At 72.5% G+C, this 17,029-nt stretch carries 17 protein-coding genes and 1 riboswitch; of the genes, 4 read left to right on the forward strand and 13 right to left on the reverse strand.

Annotated elements, in window-relative coordinates:
* Positions 1-197: 197 nt before the first annotated feature.
* The 4 genes from B4N89_RS39465 to B4N89_RS39480 all read right to left on the reverse strand — a co-directional run bounded on the left by B4N89_RS39465 (position 198) and on the right by B4N89_RS39480 (position 2,388).
* The gene (locus tag B4N89_RS39465) at positions 198-1,082 is read right to left on the reverse strand and encodes a hypothetical protein (RefSeq protein ID WP_078981347.1); all 885 of its coding nucleotides are present in this window, start codon (positions 1,080-1,082) and stop codon (positions 198-200) included.
* On the reverse strand, positions 1,076-1,405 hold the full coding sequence (locus B4N89_RS39470; protein WP_143658242.1) for a hypothetical protein: 330 nt from the start codon (positions 1,403-1,405) through the stop codon (positions 1,076-1,078). The genes B4N89_RS39465 and B4N89_RS39470 overlap by 7 nt, the downstream gene beginning before the upstream one ends.
* 56 nt (positions 1,406-1,461) lie before the next feature.
* Positions 1,462-1,971: a SigE family RNA polymerase sigma factor gene (locus B4N89_RS39475; protein WP_078981349.1), complete on the reverse strand. Its 510-nt coding sequence runs from the start codon at positions 1,969-1,971 to the stop codon at positions 1,462-1,464.
* A 174-nt stretch (positions 1,972-2,145) separates the two neighbouring features.
* The gene (locus B4N89_RS39480; RefSeq protein WP_078981350.1) at positions 2,146-2,388 is read right to left on the reverse strand and encodes a hypothetical protein; all 243 of its coding nucleotides are present in this window, start codon (positions 2,386-2,388) and stop codon (positions 2,146-2,148) included.
* 224 nt (positions 2,389-2,612) lie between these two features.
* Here B4N89_RS39480 and B4N89_RS39485 point away from each other — a divergent pair, with 224 nt between their 5' ends.
* Entirely contained in the window at positions 2,613-2,936 is a 324-nt protein-coding gene (locus B4N89_RS39485) for a hypothetical protein (protein ID WP_078981351.1), read from the forward strand.
* 36 nt (positions 2,937-2,972) lie between these two features.
* Here B4N89_RS39485 and B4N89_RS39490 read toward each other — a convergent pair whose 3' ends face one another.
* A complete protein-coding gene (locus tag B4N89_RS39490) occupies positions 2,973-4,289 on the reverse strand; it encodes an alpha/beta hydrolase family protein (RefSeq protein WP_078981352.1) in 1,317 nt (438 codons plus the stop codon).
* 298 nt (positions 4,290-4,587) lie between these two features.
* On the opposite strand from B4N89_RS39490, the gene B4N89_RS39495 reads away from it, so the two are divergent.
* The gene (locus B4N89_RS39495; protein WP_078981353.1) at positions 4,588-5,952 is read left to right on the forward strand and encodes a cytochrome P450; all 1,365 of its coding nucleotides are present in this window, start codon (positions 4,588-4,590) and stop codon (positions 5,950-5,952) included.
* A 10-nt stretch (positions 5,953-5,962) separates the two neighbouring features.
* Here B4N89_RS39495 and B4N89_RS39500 read toward each other — a convergent pair whose 3' ends face one another.
* Positions 5,963-6,565 (reverse strand): hypothetical protein, encoded by a 603-nt coding sequence (locus tag B4N89_RS39500; RefSeq protein WP_078981354.1) that lies wholly within the window; start codon positions 6,563-6,565, stop codon positions 5,963-5,965.
* A 148-nt stretch (positions 6,566-6,713) separates the two neighbouring features.
* Positions 6,714-6,776, forward strand: a riboswitch (guanidine-III (ykkC-III) riboswitch).
* A gap of 12 nt (positions 6,777-6,788) precedes the next feature.
* Between B4N89_RS39500 and B4N89_RS39505 the strand changes: the two genes are divergently transcribed.
* The gene (locus B4N89_RS39505; protein ID WP_078981618.1) at positions 6,789-7,103 is read left to right on the forward strand and encodes a DMT family transporter; all 315 of its coding nucleotides are present in this window, start codon (positions 6,789-6,791) and stop codon (positions 7,101-7,103) included.
* 85 nt (positions 7,104-7,188) lie between these two features.
* On the opposite strand, the gene B4N89_RS39510 is transcribed toward B4N89_RS39505, so the two are convergent.
* The 3 genes from B4N89_RS39510 to B4N89_RS39520 all read right to left on the reverse strand — a co-directional run bounded on the left by B4N89_RS39510 (position 7,189) and on the right by B4N89_RS39520 (position 9,656).
* On the reverse strand, positions 7,189-7,512 hold the full coding sequence (locus tag B4N89_RS39510; protein WP_078981355.1) for a putative quinol monooxygenase: 324 nt from the start codon (positions 7,510-7,512) through the stop codon (positions 7,189-7,191).
* A gap of 9 nt (positions 7,513-7,521) precedes the next feature.
* On the reverse strand, positions 7,522-8,367 hold the full coding sequence (locus B4N89_RS39515; RefSeq protein ID WP_078981356.1) for an SMP-30/gluconolactonase/LRE family protein: 846 nt from the start codon (positions 8,365-8,367) through the stop codon (positions 7,522-7,524).
* A 116-nt stretch (positions 8,368-8,483) separates the two neighbouring features.
* The gene (locus tag B4N89_RS39520; RefSeq protein ID WP_235619227.1) at positions 8,484-9,656 is read right to left on the reverse strand and encodes an alpha/beta hydrolase family protein; all 1,173 of its coding nucleotides are present in this window, start codon (positions 9,654-9,656) and stop codon (positions 8,484-8,486) included.
* A gap of 237 nt (positions 9,657-9,893) precedes the next feature.
* On the opposite strand from B4N89_RS39520, the gene B4N89_RS39525 reads away from it, so the two are divergent.
* Positions 9,894-12,335: a hypothetical protein gene (locus tag B4N89_RS39525; RefSeq protein WP_078981357.1), complete on the forward strand. Its 2,442-nt coding sequence runs from the start codon at positions 9,894-9,896 to the stop codon at positions 12,333-12,335.
* On the opposite strand, the gene B4N89_RS39530 is transcribed toward B4N89_RS39525, so the two are convergent.
* From B4N89_RS39530 to B4N89_RS39545, 4 genes are all read right to left on the reverse strand, one after another.
* Positions 12,319-12,708 (reverse strand): GNAT family N-acetyltransferase, encoded by a 390-nt coding sequence (locus B4N89_RS39530; protein ID WP_078981620.1) that lies wholly within the window; start codon positions 12,706-12,708, stop codon positions 12,319-12,321. The genes B4N89_RS39525 and B4N89_RS39530 overlap by 17 nt on opposite strands.
* Positions 12,709-12,880: 172 nt before the next feature.
* On the reverse strand, positions 12,881-14,488 hold the full coding sequence (locus B4N89_RS39535) for a glycoside hydrolase family 13 protein (protein ID WP_078981358.1): 1,608 nt from the start codon (positions 14,486-14,488) through the stop codon (positions 12,881-12,883).
* 55 nt (positions 14,489-14,543) lie between these two features.
* Positions 14,544-15,395, reverse strand: coding sequence for a sugar ABC transporter permease (locus B4N89_RS39540; protein ID WP_078981359.1), 852 nt, complete (start codon positions 15,393-15,395; stop codon positions 14,544-14,546).
* Entirely contained in the window at positions 15,395-17,005 is a 1,611-nt protein-coding gene (locus B4N89_RS39545; protein ID WP_078981360.1) for an ABC transporter permease subunit, read from the reverse strand. The genes B4N89_RS39540 and B4N89_RS39545 overlap by 1 nt, the downstream gene beginning before the upstream one ends.
* Positions 17,006-17,029: the final 24 nt, after the last annotated feature.

A 17,029-nucleotide genomic window follows, 5' to 3' on the forward strand; every position in this document is an offset into this window, starting at 1 on the left:
CGGACCGAGGCGTCTTCGGATGTCGCCGGCCGGTTCGGCGGTACGGACGGCCGCCGACGCCGATCGCGAGGGCGGCACGCCGTTTCGGGCAGCGCGGGACCCACCCCCGGCATCGGGTCGGCGCCGGAGGCAACGCGGTGGGCCGTATGGGGAGTTCGGTGGTCAGGACGCGGGTCGGGGACGACCGGCGTGCGGCGTCAGCGGGCGTCCCAGCGCGGCGAGGCGGCGATCACCTTCAGCTCTTCCAGCTCCAACCCCGGTGCTCCCGTGGCGAATTCGCCGTAGGTCGTGGTGGACTTGGCGGCCGGCGCGTCCACCTCGAACCGGATGCGCAGGCCGTGCGGCCGGTAGGCGGTCAGGCTCAGGGGCACGACCCGTCCGTCCACGTTCCGCTTGAGTTCGACCACGGCCGGATTCCCGTCGGGAAGGGTCACCTCTGCGCAGGTCCACTCCAGTGGGCCGGTCGGGCAACGCTGCCCCTCGCCGGGGGGAGCCGGGTCGACTCCGACGGTCAACAGGTGCCGGCCACCCCCGGCCTGCACGACGAACTCGCCGCTGCGCGAGTCCCCGTCGCGGGAGATCACCTGAATCTTCCCGGGCAAGAGCGCCGGCACCAGGCCCAGCACCTGCTCCGCGGCCGTCGGCTCGGCGGCGATCACGGGTGCCCAGACCGGGCTGCGGGCGATGTCGGTGATCTGCTGGATGCTCATGGTCGGCGCGCCCACCGCCTCTCCGGCGTCGTCGTACGCGCCGGAGACCCGGACCCCGACCATCGCCCCGTCGGCCCGAGTGTGCACGACGCTCCACTCCGCGTCCGAACTCCCGGGCTCCTTCGTGGCCTTGCGTGCGGTCAATGCGCCGCCCCCGGGCTGGAGCACCCGAACGCACTCGTTGTCCGGGCGAACTCCCGTGCAGTAGGCATAACTTCCCAACTCGTTACGGCTGCCGGGCACCGGTCGGGAGATCGACACGATCAGCGACGACTTGCCCGCGGCCGTGGCATACGTCCCGGAGACCTCAGCCTCGGTCCGGAGCACCTTGGGCACGTCGGCCTCGAAACGGCTTTCCGCGTCGGTCAGCACCCCTCCCGGGGCAGCGCCTCCATCAGGTACGGCACCAGTTCCCGGCGCACGTCGGCTGCCGAGGTGAACCGGGTCCGGTCGGCCGAATCCGACGACGAACGCCCGAACCCGCCGTACGTCGCGGCCCATCCCCCGATGCTCGCCGCCACCAGCACGACCGCCAGTGCCGACCGACGCAGGGTGCGAGCCCGCCGGCGCTGCCGGCCCCGGGCGAGCGACCGGGCCACCAGATCGGAACTGGGCACGGGGAAACCCTCGACGGCGGAGCTCAGCGCTGCGGGCAGGTCGCGCTCGTACCGCTCGAAGTCCTCGTCGGTGATCACGGCCACCATGTCCTTTCGATCGCGATCGCCGGGAATGGGGGAAGCGTTCGGCTCGGTCAGCATGTCGTCGCCAGATCCCGCAGTTCGTTCCCGAGCAGCGCCCGCAGGCGAGTCAGCGCCCGTTTGGCGCGGACCGGAACATTGCCGGGCGCGATGCGCAGGATGTCGGCGGTGTCCTTGATCGAGTAATCCTCCCAGTAGCGCAGCACCAGCACCGCCCGATCGTTTGGGGACAGCCGGTCCAGGCCCTCCAGGAGGGTCAGCCGCAATTCGATGTCGGCCCCGTCGGGTGACTGTCGGTCCGGCACGTCGCCGGCGGGCCGCTCCGACCAGCGCCGGAGGCGGCGGGCGGACAGGTACGTCCGGACCAGCGTGGTGTGCGCGTAGGCCATGGGCGCCTCCATGACCCGCACCCGACGCCACACCGGGAACAACTTTCCGAAGGTCTCCTGGACCAGGTCCTCGGCGAGATGCCAGTCTCCGGTGAGCAGGCACGCGGTACGCAGCAGTTGTCCACTGCGTGCGTGCGCGAACTCCTCGAAATCCGCAGCCATGCTTCTCGACATGGAGCCTCCGTACTTTGGCGTCGCACGAGTAACGCCACGACCCGCGGGTTACATGACACCCTCACCGAAGATTTTTTCGACAGGTGTCCGCCGCGGCTCCAGGGGGCTGGGATCCACCCCTCGCGGGAACGCCGAGGAGAGGCAACACCTCGGATCAACCGGGATGTACGGTGATCATCCGGGCTCCGATCGATGCAGGGCGTAGCGCAGTGCGTGGACCAGCGCGCCCGCGTCGACGGACGGGTCCAGTTGCCCGAGCGGCGCGAGGTGGTCGGCGGCGAACGGATCGGGGGCGGGCCCGGGGGCGGCGACGGGTTCCGGGGCCGGCACGGCCTGCGGATCCAGGCGGGCCAGCGTGTCCTCGATGGCGTCGATGAGGCTGCTGAGCGCCTCGTCCAGCGGTGCCGGTGCGGTCATGGACGGTTAACGAGTGCCCGGTTCGCCCGAAACGGTGTACCGCCCGGAGCCATCCGATCGACTGCTTTCCCGTCACTCCCACGGTGCCGCTCCCCGGGCGGACCCCGCCGGCCCCTGCGAGCCCCTGCCGGGCGCGGCGGGTTTATCGGGCCCGGTTGCCGGGGGACTCGTACCGGGCGTCGGTGGCGCTTCCGCCACCGGCCTTTGCCGTTCAGGAGGTTGTCGTGACCATCGCCCCCGGGAAACTGTCGGATCCCATCGTCGGAGCCTTCGTCTCCGCCGTGAACGCACACGACAAGGCCGCCTTCGTGGCATTGATGGCGCCCGGGGCGACCATGTCCGACGACGGGACCGACCGTGACGTCGACGACTGGGTGGATCGGGAGATCTTCTCGTCGAACGGGCACATGAGCGTGCGCTCCGAGGCCGACGGCGGACGGGCGCTCGTCGTCGACTACCGCAACGACACCTGGGGCGAGATGCGCACCGCCTGGCGCTTCACGGTCGAGGACGGCCTGATCACCCGCTTCGAAACGGGCCAGGCGTAACGACCCCGCGCCCCCACGCCACGGCGGCCCGCCCGGTCACCCCGCTCGACCGGCGAGTTCCCGGAACCAGCGAAGCGCGGCGGCCGTGCCCAGCCGATTCGAGCCGCCGTGGTCGACATCCGCCCCGAACCGGGTCACCCGGACGTCCGCGCCCTTGGCCCGCATCGCCGCCCGGCAGTGCGCGGTGTTCGCGGGTGCCACCTCCTCGTCCCCGGCCGCCACGTACAGCCGGACCGGCACCCGGGGCCGCCAGTCGGTGCACACCGCGTCGGTCTCCCGCAACGCGGCGGCCAGTGCCCCGGTGGGTCGCTCCAGCAGCGCCCGGCCCGGCTCGGTCAGCAGTTCGCCAAGGGAGTCCGGGGTCGCGTCCAGGATCTCGTCGTCGCGATGCGAGCCGTCGAGCAGGCCCTCGATGGTGTCGGCGTATCGGCCCTCGAAGACGTCCGCCGGGGTGTCGTAGATGTGGTGCAGGCGGTTGAAGGCGACCAGGAGCAGGGCGCTGTAGAGCACGCTCGGCTTGTCGGCCAACTTGCCGCGGAGCAGCGCGGGCAGTTGAACCCCGCCGAAGTCGTACGCGCCGCCGATCGGGGCGATCGCGCCGACCCGGAACCACGGATCGGCGCCGGATTGCAGCGCCCGGGCCAGCCCGAGGGCCGCTGACGCGCCCTGCGAGAAGCCGCTGACGTACACCTCGCGCTCCGTCGTGTGCCCGTGCCGGCCGACGAACTCGCGCGCCGCACGCAGCAGATCGAGCGAAGCGGTGGTTTCCGAGGGAATGTCCATCCAGGGGTGCGGCCCGGGCCCCTCGCCCTGGCCGAGGTAGTCCGGCATGGTCACCGCGAAACCGGCCGAGGCGTAGGTCAGCGCCGGGGCGATGCCCCAGGTCTCGTCACTGGTCGAGGGCGCGTCGCCGCGGTACAGCTCGGTGCCGTGCGCGTACGACACCACGCGCAGCCGCCACTCGCCGTGAACCGGCAGCGCGAGCAGGCCGGTCGCGGTGGTGGGGCGCCCGTGTGCGTCGACGGTGCGGTACACGAGGCGGCGCAGCACGACGTCGTCGCGTACCGCGCCGGCGTCCCATCCGTCGTCGGCGAGCGCCCGCGCGGCCTCGGCCGCGGGCACGGTGCGCAGGTCCACGGCGTCCACGAGCGTGCCGCGTCCGCGCGCGTCGGCGGCGGCGACGGTGTCCGGCGCGGCGGGGGTATCGGCGCGGGCGCCGCCGGCGAGCGGGACCACGAACAGGCCGGCGAGGGCGAGGCCCGCCACGATCCGGCGACCGGTGGACCGGCCGAGCAGGGGGTGGGCGAACAGGGGCTGGGCACCGTCGTGCGATGCCGTGTGCTTCTTGGTCATGTCTCGACGGTAGATTTCCCGAACCCGGCCGGGCAGCCGGTCGGCCGGGGGGCGACGCGGCGGCATCCCCGGCGCCGAACACCCCGGCCGACCCCGGGGACCGACCCCGGGGCGTGCCGGGTGGACGCGGCGCGGATCCCGGGTCCGCACCCGGTCCGCAACCGCGCGGGCACCCCACCGACACGCCGCCGTCCCTCGACGCCTCCCCGGATCCGCGATGCCGCGCTGCTGGAATGGGTAGGACACCGCTCGGCACGAGCCGAAGCCGAATCCGCGCCGAACCCCAGGGAAGTGCCCCATGCCGACGGCCCCCCACCCGCCCCGCGACCCGGCGCCCGTCGCCCGCGCCGGTCGGGCTCCCGGTGCCTGGCCCATGGCCGGGCACCTGCCGCACCTGCTCCGCGCGCCGCTGCGCTTCCTCGACTCGCTGCCCGCGCACGGGGACCTGGTCGAGATCCGCCTCGGCCCGCGCCCCGCGTTCGTCCTGTGCCACCCCGAACTCGCCCGCCGGGTGATGAGCGACGGCCGCACCTTCGACCGCGTCGGCCCGCTCTACGAGGGCTCCCGCGCCGCCCTCGGCAACGGCCTCGCCACCTGTCCGCACGCCGACCACCGCCGCCAACGCCTGCTGATGCAACCGGCGTTCCGCACCGAGCACCTGCCCGGCTACGCGACGGCGATGAGTCACGAGATCGGCATCGCGCTGGACCGGTGGCGGCCGGGCACGACCGTGGACATGGTCGACGAGATGTTCGCGCTCACCACCACGGTGGCCGTCCGCACCCTGTTCGGCTCGGGGATCGACGACCGCGACATCGCCGAACTGCGCGACAGCCTCGACACGTTCCTCAAGGGCGTCTATCTGCGCGCCCTGCTGCCCGCCGTCGACGCGGTACCGACCCCGAGCAGCCGCCGCTACCGCCGCGGCCTGGCCGGCTGGCGCGCCCACGTGGCACGCATCGTCGCCGACCGCCGGGCCGGCGGCGCTGCCGGCCGCGATCTGCTCGCCCGCCTGCTCGCCGCCCGGGACGACGACGGCGGCGCCCTCGGCGAAAGCGAACTGCACGACCAGGTGGCGGTGTTGATCCTGGCCGGCGCCGAGACCACCTCCTCCGCGCTGGCCTGGTCCCTGCACCTGGTCGCCGGCCATCCCGACGCGGAACGCGCCCTGCACGCCGAGGTCGACGCCGTCCTCGACGGACGCGTCGCCGGCCCGGACGATCTGCCCCGCCTGGAATGGACCGGCCGGGTCGTGCGCGAGGCGCTGCGCCTGTACCCGCCCGCCTGGGTGCTCCCCCGCACCACCACCCGCGCGGTCGACCTCGCCGGCCGCCGACTCGCCGTCGGCAGCACCCTCGTGTTCAGCCCGTACATCCTGCACCGCCACCCGGACTTCCACCCGGAGCCCGAACTCTTCCGCCCCGAACGCGAGTACGCCGACGGCACCGGTCCCGGCGCCTGGTCGCGGTCCGCGTTCGTCCCCTTCGGCGCCGGCCCCACCAAGTGCATCGGCGACACGTTCGCGCTCACCGAGAGCGTGCTTGCCCTGGCCTCCATCGCCGCCCGCTGGCGGCTGCGCCCGGCCTCCGCCGCACCGGTGCGCGCCGTCCCGCGCAGCGTGCTGACCCCGCGCACCCTCCCGATGCGCCTGATTCCCCGCTGACGCGCGCCGCTCAGCCGCCCGTCGCGACGCGCTCCCCCATCGGCCCGAAGAGCGCTGCCCAGTTGCCCGGGAACCCCGGCACCGCCGCGGACAGATGGAAGCGCACGACCGTCCATTCGTCGGCCCCGGCCGCGCCTGCCCGGATCGCCTCCAGGCAGTGGTCGACGCAGTCGTTGACGTCGTCCTCGTCGAATCCGAGCCGGTCGTACGCCTCCCGCACCTCCGCCGGCAGCGACCGCGACTCGTCCCACCCGGCGACCGCGTCGAACAGGTAGAGCAGGTGGCTCCCGGGTTCGGGGAGTTCGGTCCGCAGCCGGGCCGTCTCGAACTGCCGGTGCGCGTCGTCCGGGACCAGGCCCGACAGCGTCACCGCCGCGTCCACCAGCTCGGCCCAGTAGGCCGCGTCGTGCTCGCCGTCGGTCTGCCGCAGATGCGCGCTCGCGAACACCGCCATCACCCGCGGGTCCTCGATCAACGGCGAGACGACCATGTCGCTCTGGTAGTCGAAGCCGAACCAGAGCCGGTGCCCGTCGAGCACGAGCGACTCGATTCCGGCCACATGGCCGACCCGTCCGGGCAGCGGCTCGGGGCATTGCGCGGAAGTGATGTCCATGCCGCAGACCGTACCGGCGCTGCCCGACGCCGGCCCGGGTCCGTCTCGCGCGCTCCGACGCCCATCGGGTGATCCCGGTCACCGGCGGCGTCCGGGACTGGACGCGGCGGCTGTTTTGTGCGCCGTCGCGGGCGTGCGAGAGTGGTCGACGGAGCCCGAACCGGCTCCCGGACGAGGCACGCCGTACCCGGTCAGGACAAGACGGTGTCAGGGAGTGCTCGTCATGGCCTGGATCGTGCTGATCGTCTCCGGCGTTCTGGAAGCCGTCTGGGCGACGGCCCTCGGCAAGTCCGCCGGCTTCACCCGCCTGTGGCCGACCGTCGTCTTCGGCGTCGCCCTGACCGCCAGCATGAGCGGCCTCGCCTACGCACTGCGCGACCTGCCGGTGGGCACGGGCTACGCGGTGTGGGTGGGCATCGGCGCGGTGCTGACCGTCACCTACGCGATGGTCTTCGACGGCGAGGCGTTCTCCGTCGTCAAGCTGCTCCTGCTCGCGGGCATCGTCGGCAGCGTGGTGGGCCTCAAGGTCCTGCACTAGCGGGCGGATCGATCGACGGAACCCGGCGCCGGACGTCCGCCACGGACGTCCGGCGCCCCCGCGCGGCCCGGAGCGCCGGCCGGCCTCAGTCGATCTGCAATTCGCCCATCGCACTCCACCCGCTCGCGTCCGGGATCACCGTGCTGACGATCTCGGGCGTATGCCGAATGAGCGGCCGGAACCGCTCCAGCGCGTCCCTGAAGTGGTCGGAGTTCACGTGCGCGGCCGCCGCGTCGTCCCGGAACGCCTCGACCAGCACGTACGTGGTCGGATCGTCGAGACTGCGCGACCACTCGAACCACAGGTTGCCCGGCTCACCCCGCGTGGCCTCGGTGAACGCCGCGGCGTGTTGCGGCCACTCCTCGGCGTGCTCGGGCTTCACCGGGAACTTCACCACGATAAAAATCATTCGGTAACTCTAAGTCGTCACCGTCGTCGTCGACACCGGCGCCGCGAGCAGTTGGCCCGTTCGGGGGCCGGCAGTCGGGTCGCTCATGCCGCGCCATTCGGTGGCGACGATGTACAGCGTGCGCCCGTCGGCGTCGAGCACGCAGGAGAAGCAGCCTCGATCCAGGTCGAGCGTCGCCGTCACGTCCCCGCCCTCCCGGACCCGGACGCAACGTTTGTTCGGGACGTCCGCGTACCAGACGGCCCCCTCGGCATCGAGGCAGATCCCGTCCGGGACGCCCGTGCCGAGGTCGGCCCACACCCGGCGACGCGACAGGCCGCCGTCGGCGTCGATGTCGAAGGCGGTGAGGCGGTTGGCGTAGGACTCGGCGACGATCAGCGTCGTGTCGTCGGGGGTCACGGCCATGCCGTTGGGGAATTCGATGCCGTCCGCGACCCGACGTACCGACCCGTCCGCGGCGATCACCGCGACAAAGCCCGGGCGCGGCGCCTCCCCCCTCATGGGGTCGAAGTCGGCGCCGTTGACGAACACGTTGCCCCGCCCGTCCGCGACGATCTCGTTGAAGCCGCCGCCGACCGCGCTCAGATCCGCGTATGTCGCGAACGATCCGTCCGCCTCCGGCGTCACCACGCGTGCCTCGCTCGACGAGACGATCAGCAGTCGCCCGTCCGGAGCCCGATCGAAACACATCGGCAGGGACGGGAACGGCACCCGCACGACCACCTCGCGGATCCCCTCCGGATCGACCGCGACGATCTCCCCCGTGCCCCAATCGGCAAACCACGCCCGCCCGTCGTGCCATCGCGCGGACTCGCCGAAGACGATGCCCTCTCGCAGAACCGTGCTCCCGGACATCGTCACGCACCCTTCTCGACACCGCGCTCGAAACCGTTGCCGGCCCCGATGCCTGTTCCGACCCCTTTCCCGATAGACCCTCGCCGGCGACGAAACTCATCGCCCGCGTCGCCTCGCTACCCGACGAAGCGAATCTCCGGATACGCCCTCGACGGTCGATCGAGCAGATTCCCCGGCCGGCCGCGCAGGTGCCGGTCGAGGAAGGCCCGCACATAGGCGCGGGTGATCGCGGTGGCCCGATCCCCACCGAGCGTGCCGTACTGCCAGGCCGCCTCATCGGGCGGCACTCCGTCGCGGATCCCGAAGCGGTCCACGATCCACGGCATGTCGCAGAACGTGTAGTGCCCGCCGGCGGGCACGTCGAGCCAACGCCTCGGGCCGGTCAGCCGGTCCCACATGCCCTGCCAGTTGGCGTCGGGCGTGCCCGTCCGTACCCGTTGGGCGCCGAGCAGCAGTACCGGGCGGTCGATGCCCGCCGCCGGGGGTTCGGTCCAGAAGTTGCCGTCGAGATCGACGGCGGCGTCGATCCGGCGATCGGTGCGCAGCGCCTCCACCGCCGCGGCGCCGCCCATCGAGTGGCCGAACACGCCGATCCGCCGCGCGTCGACGGACAGTCCCGCGTCGGGCGCGGTCAGCCGGTCGATGACGAAGCCGATGTCGGCCGCCCGGGTGCGCACCACGCGTGCGTCGTCCGGGATGCCGACGCAGATCCGACAGGGCTCCAGTCGGCCGTCGGGAAATTCCACCGGGGCCTCGTAGGTGTGATCGACCACCGCCACCACGTAGCCGTGCGAGGCGAGTTCCTCGGCGGAGGCGGTCAGCGAGGTACGGCTGCCGCCGAAGCCCGGGGACACCACCACCAGCGGCGCGGACCGGCGACGCGGCGGCGCGTCGAGGAACGCCCGCGTCCGCACCCCGGCCAACGCGTCGGATCCGAAGACCACCCTGGACAGCGCCGCCGACATGTACGGTGCCCGGGCCCGCGACGCGCCGGCCGTCGGGTACCACACCGACACCATCAACTCCCGGGCCGAGACCGCCGGGTTCCACGGATCGGACCGCGAACGGTCCACGAGCCACAGCGACTTCGTCCCGACCGCCGACGACCCCGTCGGCTCCGGCACCTCGACGCGCGGCGGCCGGCCCCGCGCGGGCAGGGCCGCCACGGGGGAGGCGACCGTCGCCACGATCGCCGACAACAGCGCGACGAGCAGCACGAGCCGCGCCACGCTCCGGCGCGCCACCCCGAGCACCGCTTCTTCTCCCGACTCGAGCATGGGCATGGACATGGGCGGACGCTAGCCGGCCGGGAATCCGGCGGACAAGAGAATTCGCGACGTCGGCACATCTCCGCACATCCCCAAGGTTCTCCCACCGACACCACCACCCGGGGCGGCACCGGTTCCGACGTCTCGGCCCTCGACTCGATCCGAGACCTCCCCACCACCAACTCCCCGCCCCCACCGGGAACATCAGCCCATCGCGTAAGGTCCCCAGGACCGCACCAGCCCCCCGGGAGGCCCCGCATGCACGAGACCGGCACATCCGGAACCGCCGCCGTGGTGGCGCTCCGAAACGTCGGTCGGAACCGGTCCGGCGCACTGCTCCGGCGACTGGGCGGTTCCGGCCTCCTGGCCCTGCGCCGTGCGCGGTCGCTGCCGCGTGCCCTGATCGAGGCCGTGTTCGAGACGGACGACACGGACCTGCTCCGGGCGTTGGCCGGGAACCCGGGCCTCGACCACGACACCCTGCTGCGCGTGGCCCGACTCGGCCGCCCCGCCCTGGCCCGCACCCTGTACCGGCCCACGAACCCCGAGCGGCACGCGGTCGTGCTCCGGCGCGCCGTACTCGCCGCCGCCGATCCCGCGGATCCCGACTGGCGCACGCCGCACGGCTTCGTGCCCTGGCTGCTGACCCAACATCACGAACGGCTGCTCGAACCGGCGTTGTGGGCCCCCTTCGGCGAACTGGTCGCACACGCCCTGCTCGAACTCGGCCCCGACCTGCCCCCGGCCGTGGTCGCCGAACGCCACCGGGCGCTGCGCTCCCTTCTCGACGAATCCACGTTCGCCCGCTTCCGCCGGGCGGCCGGCGACCTCGACCACGGCGACCTGCTCGACCGCCTCGACGACCCGGCCGCCGCCGAGGGACACCAACCCTCCTCCGCCACGCACCTGTTACTCCTGCGCGTCCGCCGCGCCAAGGGTCCCGTCCCCGTCCCGCCCGACTGGTCCGTCGCGCGCGAGGAACACCTGCGCAAGCCCTTCCCCTCGTCGGTGACCGCGGTCCTCGCCCGATGGGCCGACTGCCCCGACGAGATCGTCCGCGACGGCGGCCGATCCGCCCGCCCCACCCTGCGCGCCCGCGCCTTCCGCCTCCCCACGACCGCCCCGACCGGTCCGGGCCGAAACTCCGACCACGACCTCGACCACGACGAATGGGAATGGACCCCCCTCCTGCGCCGAGGACTCCGTCGCGGCCGATTTTCCGCATCCGCGCTGCTCACCGAGGCCGGACCGGCCGTTGCGGTGCTCCTGGCCCTGCCCGACGAGGACCCCGCCGTGCACGCCGCCGTACGCGCACTCCTCGCCCCCCTGGGCACCGACGCCGACGCGTGGTCCACCGTCCTCGCCGAACTCCCGCGCTTCCCCGGCACTCCGGCCGCCCTCGTCGCGACGGCCCTCGCCGGCCTCGCCCCGAACCGGGCGCGCCCCCGTCCCTCCGGCGGTGACCCGGCCCGCATCCTGCTGTTCCGCTGCGCGAGCAGCGCACAACAACACGCGCTGGTGTCCCTGCTCGACCCGCCCGCACTGCGCCCCCTGCTGGCCGCCGCCCCGCCCGACCGCGCGCTGCGCGAACGCCTCCGGGCCGTGCACGGTCCCGCCGCGAACCTGATCCTGGCCGGCGTGGCCGAGCAACCCTCGGAGACCGTGGCCGAGTTGCTGGATCTCGACGATCCCGCGGTGAACGCCCTGCTGTTCCGCCGCGCCCACCTGGACGACGCGGCGGTCACGCGGCTGCTGTCCGGCGTGGACCGCGCGGGCCGCCCGGGCACGGTCCCGCTCGCCTCCTCCCTGCTCGGCTGCCTCGAACGCGACGAAGGGCCCAACAGCCGGCTCGCCGTCGACGTCGCCCCCGCCTCGGACGACCCCCGCGTCGCGCGGATCGTCCTGCGCCGGCGCGCCCTCTACACCGACGCCGGCCGACTGCGCGCGCTGCTCGACCGGTGGCGGAACGCCGGCCCCGACGGGGTGCGTACCCTGATCGACGAGGCCACCCGCCACGGCCTGGAGGACTCGCGCAACCCCTTCCCGGCCGAGACCGTGAAACTCGTCCGCGCCGCCCTCGACGACGTCGACGGCCCGGCCCTGTTACACGCCCGGCTGGCCGAGGTGACCACACCGGCGGCGATCGTCACGGCCCTGCGCGGCCCGGCGCACGCCGCCGGCGTCGTCCTCGCCGAGTGCGGACCACCGCCCTGGGACACGCTGATCGAGACCCTGACCCGCGACACCTGGCCGGACGAGGTCCGGGACGCGGTGGTCGCGCACCCCGAGTGCCCGCGCGAACTCCTGCTCGCCCGGCTGGCCTGCCCACCCGAGCATCCGCACCACGTGGGCGCGTGGGTGCGGGCCGCCCTGGAGCGCGGCGCGTTGACCGTCGAGGACATCGTCCGCACATGCCGGCCGGCCCGCGTCGCGTTCGATCTCCTGGCCGGCTCGGCGATCATCGAGGCCCCGGCCGCCCGTCGACCCGCGCTCGACCCCTGGCGGCTGCCCGACGAACTGCGACCGCATCGCCTCCGGGCCCGCCTCGGCACAACCCCGGACGCCTGGACGGTGGCCGTACGACTCCTGCCCGACTTCTCCGGCACGCTGATCGAACTCCTGGACACCGCCACAGCCATGGCGGCACCCGTCGACCGAGCGAAACCCGCCGATCGAACCCGGCTCAGCCGAGGCGTTTGACGAAGATGTACTCGATACTGCCCGGCGGGTAGTCCGGCACGGTACCCACGAGTTCGTAACCGTGCCCGCGGTAGAAGTCCGGAGCCTGGAAGTCCCAGGTCTCCAGTCGCGCGTGCCGACACTCCCGCTCGGTCGACGCGATCTTCTCGGCCCGCTCCAGCAGTTCCGAACCCAACCCGGCGCCGCGCAGCCGGGCGTCGACCCACAGCAGGTGCACGTGCAGCCAGTAGGCCCAGGTGTAGCCGGTCAGCCCGCCGACGAGTTCACCGTCGTCGTCGCGGACGTAGAGCTGGAGGGGTTCCTCGTTCTCGGCGGAAGTCCCACGCAGCGTCGCCAGATTCGGGGAGACCGCCGTATTGGATTCGGTGAGCATGCGCCCGAGCCAGGCTTCGCGTTCCGGGTCCACGATTACTTCGAACTGCGCCACCCGCCCACTGTATCCGGACACCCGGGCCCCACGACAGCGGCCGATCGGCGGCGACTCCCGGCCTTCGGAAGCCGCCGCCGAAGTCCCGGACCCCGCCGAACAACCCGAACCGGCCCGCTCAGTCTCCGTCCACCGCGTACCACACCGCCGTGTCGCCCGGCAGCACACCGCTTCCGGGCAGTTCGCCGCTCGCGAGCAACACCGGCCCGTACTCGGGCAGCCGCACCGATCCCGCGCGCAGGTTCACCGCGCACACCGGCCCCTCCCCGCGCCGGAACACCAATGTGCCCTCCGGCGACGGCAACCACCGCAGTTCCGCGCCGTCACCGAGGTCCGGGTGCGCCCGACGGATCGCCAACGCCGACCGATACAGGGACAGCGTGGACGCGGGATCGTCCCACTGCGCCTCGACGCTCAACCCGGCCCAGGCGCTCGGCTGCGGCAGCCACGTCGGCGCACTGCCCGGCGCGCCGAATCCGTACGGCGCCCGCCCGCCCGACCACGGCAGCGGCACCCGGCAGCCGTCCCGCCCCCGCTCGGTGTGCCCGGAGCGCTCCCACCTCGGGTCCTGCAACACCTCGTCGGGCAGGTCCAACACCTCCGGCAGGCCCAGTTCCTCGCCCTGGTACACATAGACCGAGCCGGGCAGCGCCAGCGTCAACAGCGCGGCGGCCCGGGCCCGGCGCAGCCCCGTCTCCCCGTCGCCGTAGCGCGTGACGTGGCGGTGCACGTCGTGGTTGGACAACACCCAGGTCGCCGGCGCACCGACACCGGCGGCCCCGGCCAACGACGCGTCGATCACCTCACGCAGCGCGGACGCGGACCAATCGGTGCCCAGGTAGTGGAAGTTGAACGCCTGGTGCAGCTCGTCGGGGCGCACGTAGCGCGCGGTGCGCTCCGGGCTGGGCGTCCACGCCTCGGCGACGGCTATCCGGGCGCCCGGGTATCCGTCGAGGATGCGCCGCCAGCCGCGGTATATCTCGTGCACCCCGTCCTGGTCGAAGAACGGCAGTTCGGCGCTGCCGAGCAGTTCGATCCCGGCGCCGCCGCCGATGTCGGGCAGGCCCTCGGCCTTGACCAGGCCGTGCGCGACGTCGACCCGGAAGCCGTCCACGCCCAGGTCCAGCCAAAAGCGCAGCACGTCCTCGAACTCGGCGTGCACCTCCGGGTGTTCCCAGTTCAGGTCGGGCTGCTCGGGGGCGAACAGGTGCAGGTACCACTCGCCGTCCGGCACCCGGGTCCAGGCCCGGCCGCCGAACACCGACTGCCAGTCGTTGGGCGGCAGTTCCCCGTCGGCGCCGCGACCGGGACGGAAGTGGTACCGGGCGCGGGCAGCCGATCCGGGGCCGCCGGCCAGCGCGTCGACGAACCACGCGTGCGCCTCGGAGGTGTGGTTGGGCACCAGGTCGACGATCACCCGCAGGCCGTGCGCGTGCGCGTCGCGCAGCAGCGCGTCGGCGTCCCGGAGCGTGCCGAACAGCGGGTCGACGGCCCGGTAGTCGGCCACGTCGTAGCCGTGGTCGGCCTGCGGGGAGGCGTAGAACGGGGTGAGCCAGACGGCGTCCACGCCCAGTTCGCTCAGGTAGCGCAGCCGGCTGCGCACGCCGGGCAGGTCGCCGATCCCGTCGCCGTTGCCATCCGCGAAGCTGCGCACGTACACCTGGTAGATCACCGAGTCGCGCCACCAGCCGGTGGTCGTCGGGGTGTTCGTGGTCGTGACGGTCATCCGAGAGCTTCCTTCGAGGGAGAAATCATGGGAACGACGGGGAACGCGCGCCGGGTCAGTTCTTCACCGCACCGGCCGTCAGCCCGCCGACGATGAAGCGTTGCAGGAACTGGAACAGCACCAGCACCGGCAGCGCCGCGATCAGCACACCCGCCGCGAACACGCCCCAGTTGCGGCCCACTCCGTACGAGATGAAGTGGTAGAGCCCGACCGCGAGGGTCTGCTTGTCCGGGTCGTTCAACACCAGACTCGCGATCACGAAGTCGTTGAGCGTGGCCACGAAGGACAGCAGGGCGACCACGGCCAGGACCGGTGCCACCAGCGGCAGTACGATCCGGAAGAACACCTGGGCGTGCGAGGCCCCGTCGATCCGCGCCGCCTCGTCCAGGTCGCGTGGCACGGTGTCGAAGAAGCCCTTCATCAGGTAGGTGTTCACCCCGAGCGCGCCGCCGAGGTAGATCATCACCAGACCCAGCCGGCTGCCCAGACCGATTGCCGGGAACACGTCGTCGAAGCTGGACAGCAGCAGGAACAGTGCGACGTATGCGAGCAGTTGCGGAAACATCTGGACCAGGAGCAGCGTGGTCAGTCCGGCCCCGCGTCCCCGGAACCGAAAGCGCGAGAAGGCGTAGCCGGCGCACGCGCCCAGGAACACCGACCCGATCGCGGTGGCCAGCCCGACCGCCATCGAGTTCAGGAACCACCTGCCGAACGGGTGCAGCGGGTCGTCGAACAGTTCCCGGTAGTGCGCGTCGGTGGTGTCCGAGAACAGTTCGTTGGATCCGGTCAGGGTGCCGCTGGGATTCAGCGACGCGGACAACACGAACACCAGGGGGAAGATCGCCACCACGACCGCGAGCACCCCGATCAGGTGCCGCCATCCGGTGCGCGCGAACCAACGGATCATCAGGACTCCTCGAACGCGCGGCTGCGGCGCAGGCCGACGACGGAGATCGCGGCGACCACCACGAAGATCAGGATCGACACGGCGCAGGCCATGCCGTATTGGCGATTGCTGCCGCCGAAGGCGAGTTTGTACACCAGCGAGATGAGCAGGTCGGTGGAGCCGACCTCGATCGGCGCGTCGGGGTCCTTGGGACCGCCGCCGGTGAGCATGTAGATGACGTTGAAGTTGTTGAAGTTGAAGGCGAAGGTCGCGATGAGCATCGGGGTGACGGCGGTGAGCAGGAGCGGCAGTTTGACGTGCCGCAGAATCTGTCCGCGTCCCGCGCCGTCGATCCGCGCCGCCTCGGTGACCTCGGCGGGGATCGCCTGGAGTGCGCCGGTACAGATCAGGAACATGTACGGGAAGCTGATCCAGACGTTGACGGCGAGCACACTGAGCCGGGCCAACCACGGATCGGTGAGCCACGCGATGTGCGCGCCGTCCAGGAGGGAGACGTTGACGTAGCCGTAGTCGGTGTTGAGCAGGCCCTGCCACACCAGTGCGGCCAGGAACGCCGGGAAGGCGTAGGGCAGCATGATCAGCGAGCGGTAGATCCGGTGTCCGCGCAGCCGTTTGCCGTCGAGGACCGCGGCCAGGACCAGTCCGATGGCGAACGGTACCGCGACCGAGATGCCGGCGAAGACGAAGGTCCACACCAGCACGCCGAGGAAGGGTCCGCGGATGTCGCGGTCGGTGAGGATCGTCTCGAAGTTGTCCAGTCCGACGAAGACCTTCCAGCCCGGGCTGAGCCTGGTGCCGTCGTCGGCGGCGAAGACCCCGTCGGAGGTGGGTCGATAGACCTTGCCGGTGCCCCGGTCGGTGATGGTGTCGGCGCCGCGGTCGTAGTCGAGCGTGGATCGGTAGGCGGCGGCGCTGATCCCGTCGGCGGTGCGCAGGCTGCCGCTGTTCGGATCCTCGCTCGCGGGCACCCGCAGTTCGCTGATCTCCTTCTGCCGGCTCGCGATCTGCGCGTAGCTCAACCGGTGCCAGCCGGGTGCGGCGATCGCGCGGCCGGCGGAGTCGTACACCGGGTCCGCGACGGGCTCCAGCGGGTGCCCCGCCCAGCCGAGGCGCACGCCCCGGTCGGGCAGGGTCACCAGCAGGCCGACCCGGTCGCCGCGGGCGACGACGGTGGCCGGGCGTACCGGCGAGTCGGGTACGCGGGTCTCGCTGTGGGCGAGGATCGCCGCGACCGCGTCGGGCTTGTCGCTGTTGTGGCCGTCGCCGTAGTTCGTGAAGGCGGCGAACCCGGTGTAGAACACCACGTACACCTGGTACACGAGCAGCAACACGACGCCGGGGGCGAGATATTTGGCCGGCACGTGGCGTTTGCCGGCGTAGATCACGTTGACCGCGACCGTGCCCACGAGCAGGGCGCCGAACATCGCCCACTTGTGCTGCGCGGCCAGTGCGAGGAGCCCGTAGACCGCGAGCGCGTCGACGACGGCGAGCAGGACGATCCGCACGGCGAGGCCGACGAGGCCGCGGCGGGCCGGGGGGTGGCCGGGGTCGGCCGTGGGTCGCCGGCCCGGTGGGGTGTGCGGCGGCTGGGTGGGCGGGATCTGGGTCACGGTCTCGGTCTCTCCTCGTCGCTC

This window comes from Embleya scabrispora (assembly GCF_002024165.1).
Lineage (GTDB): Bacteria > Actinomycetota > Actinomycetes > Streptomycetales > Streptomycetaceae > Embleya > Embleya scabrispora_A.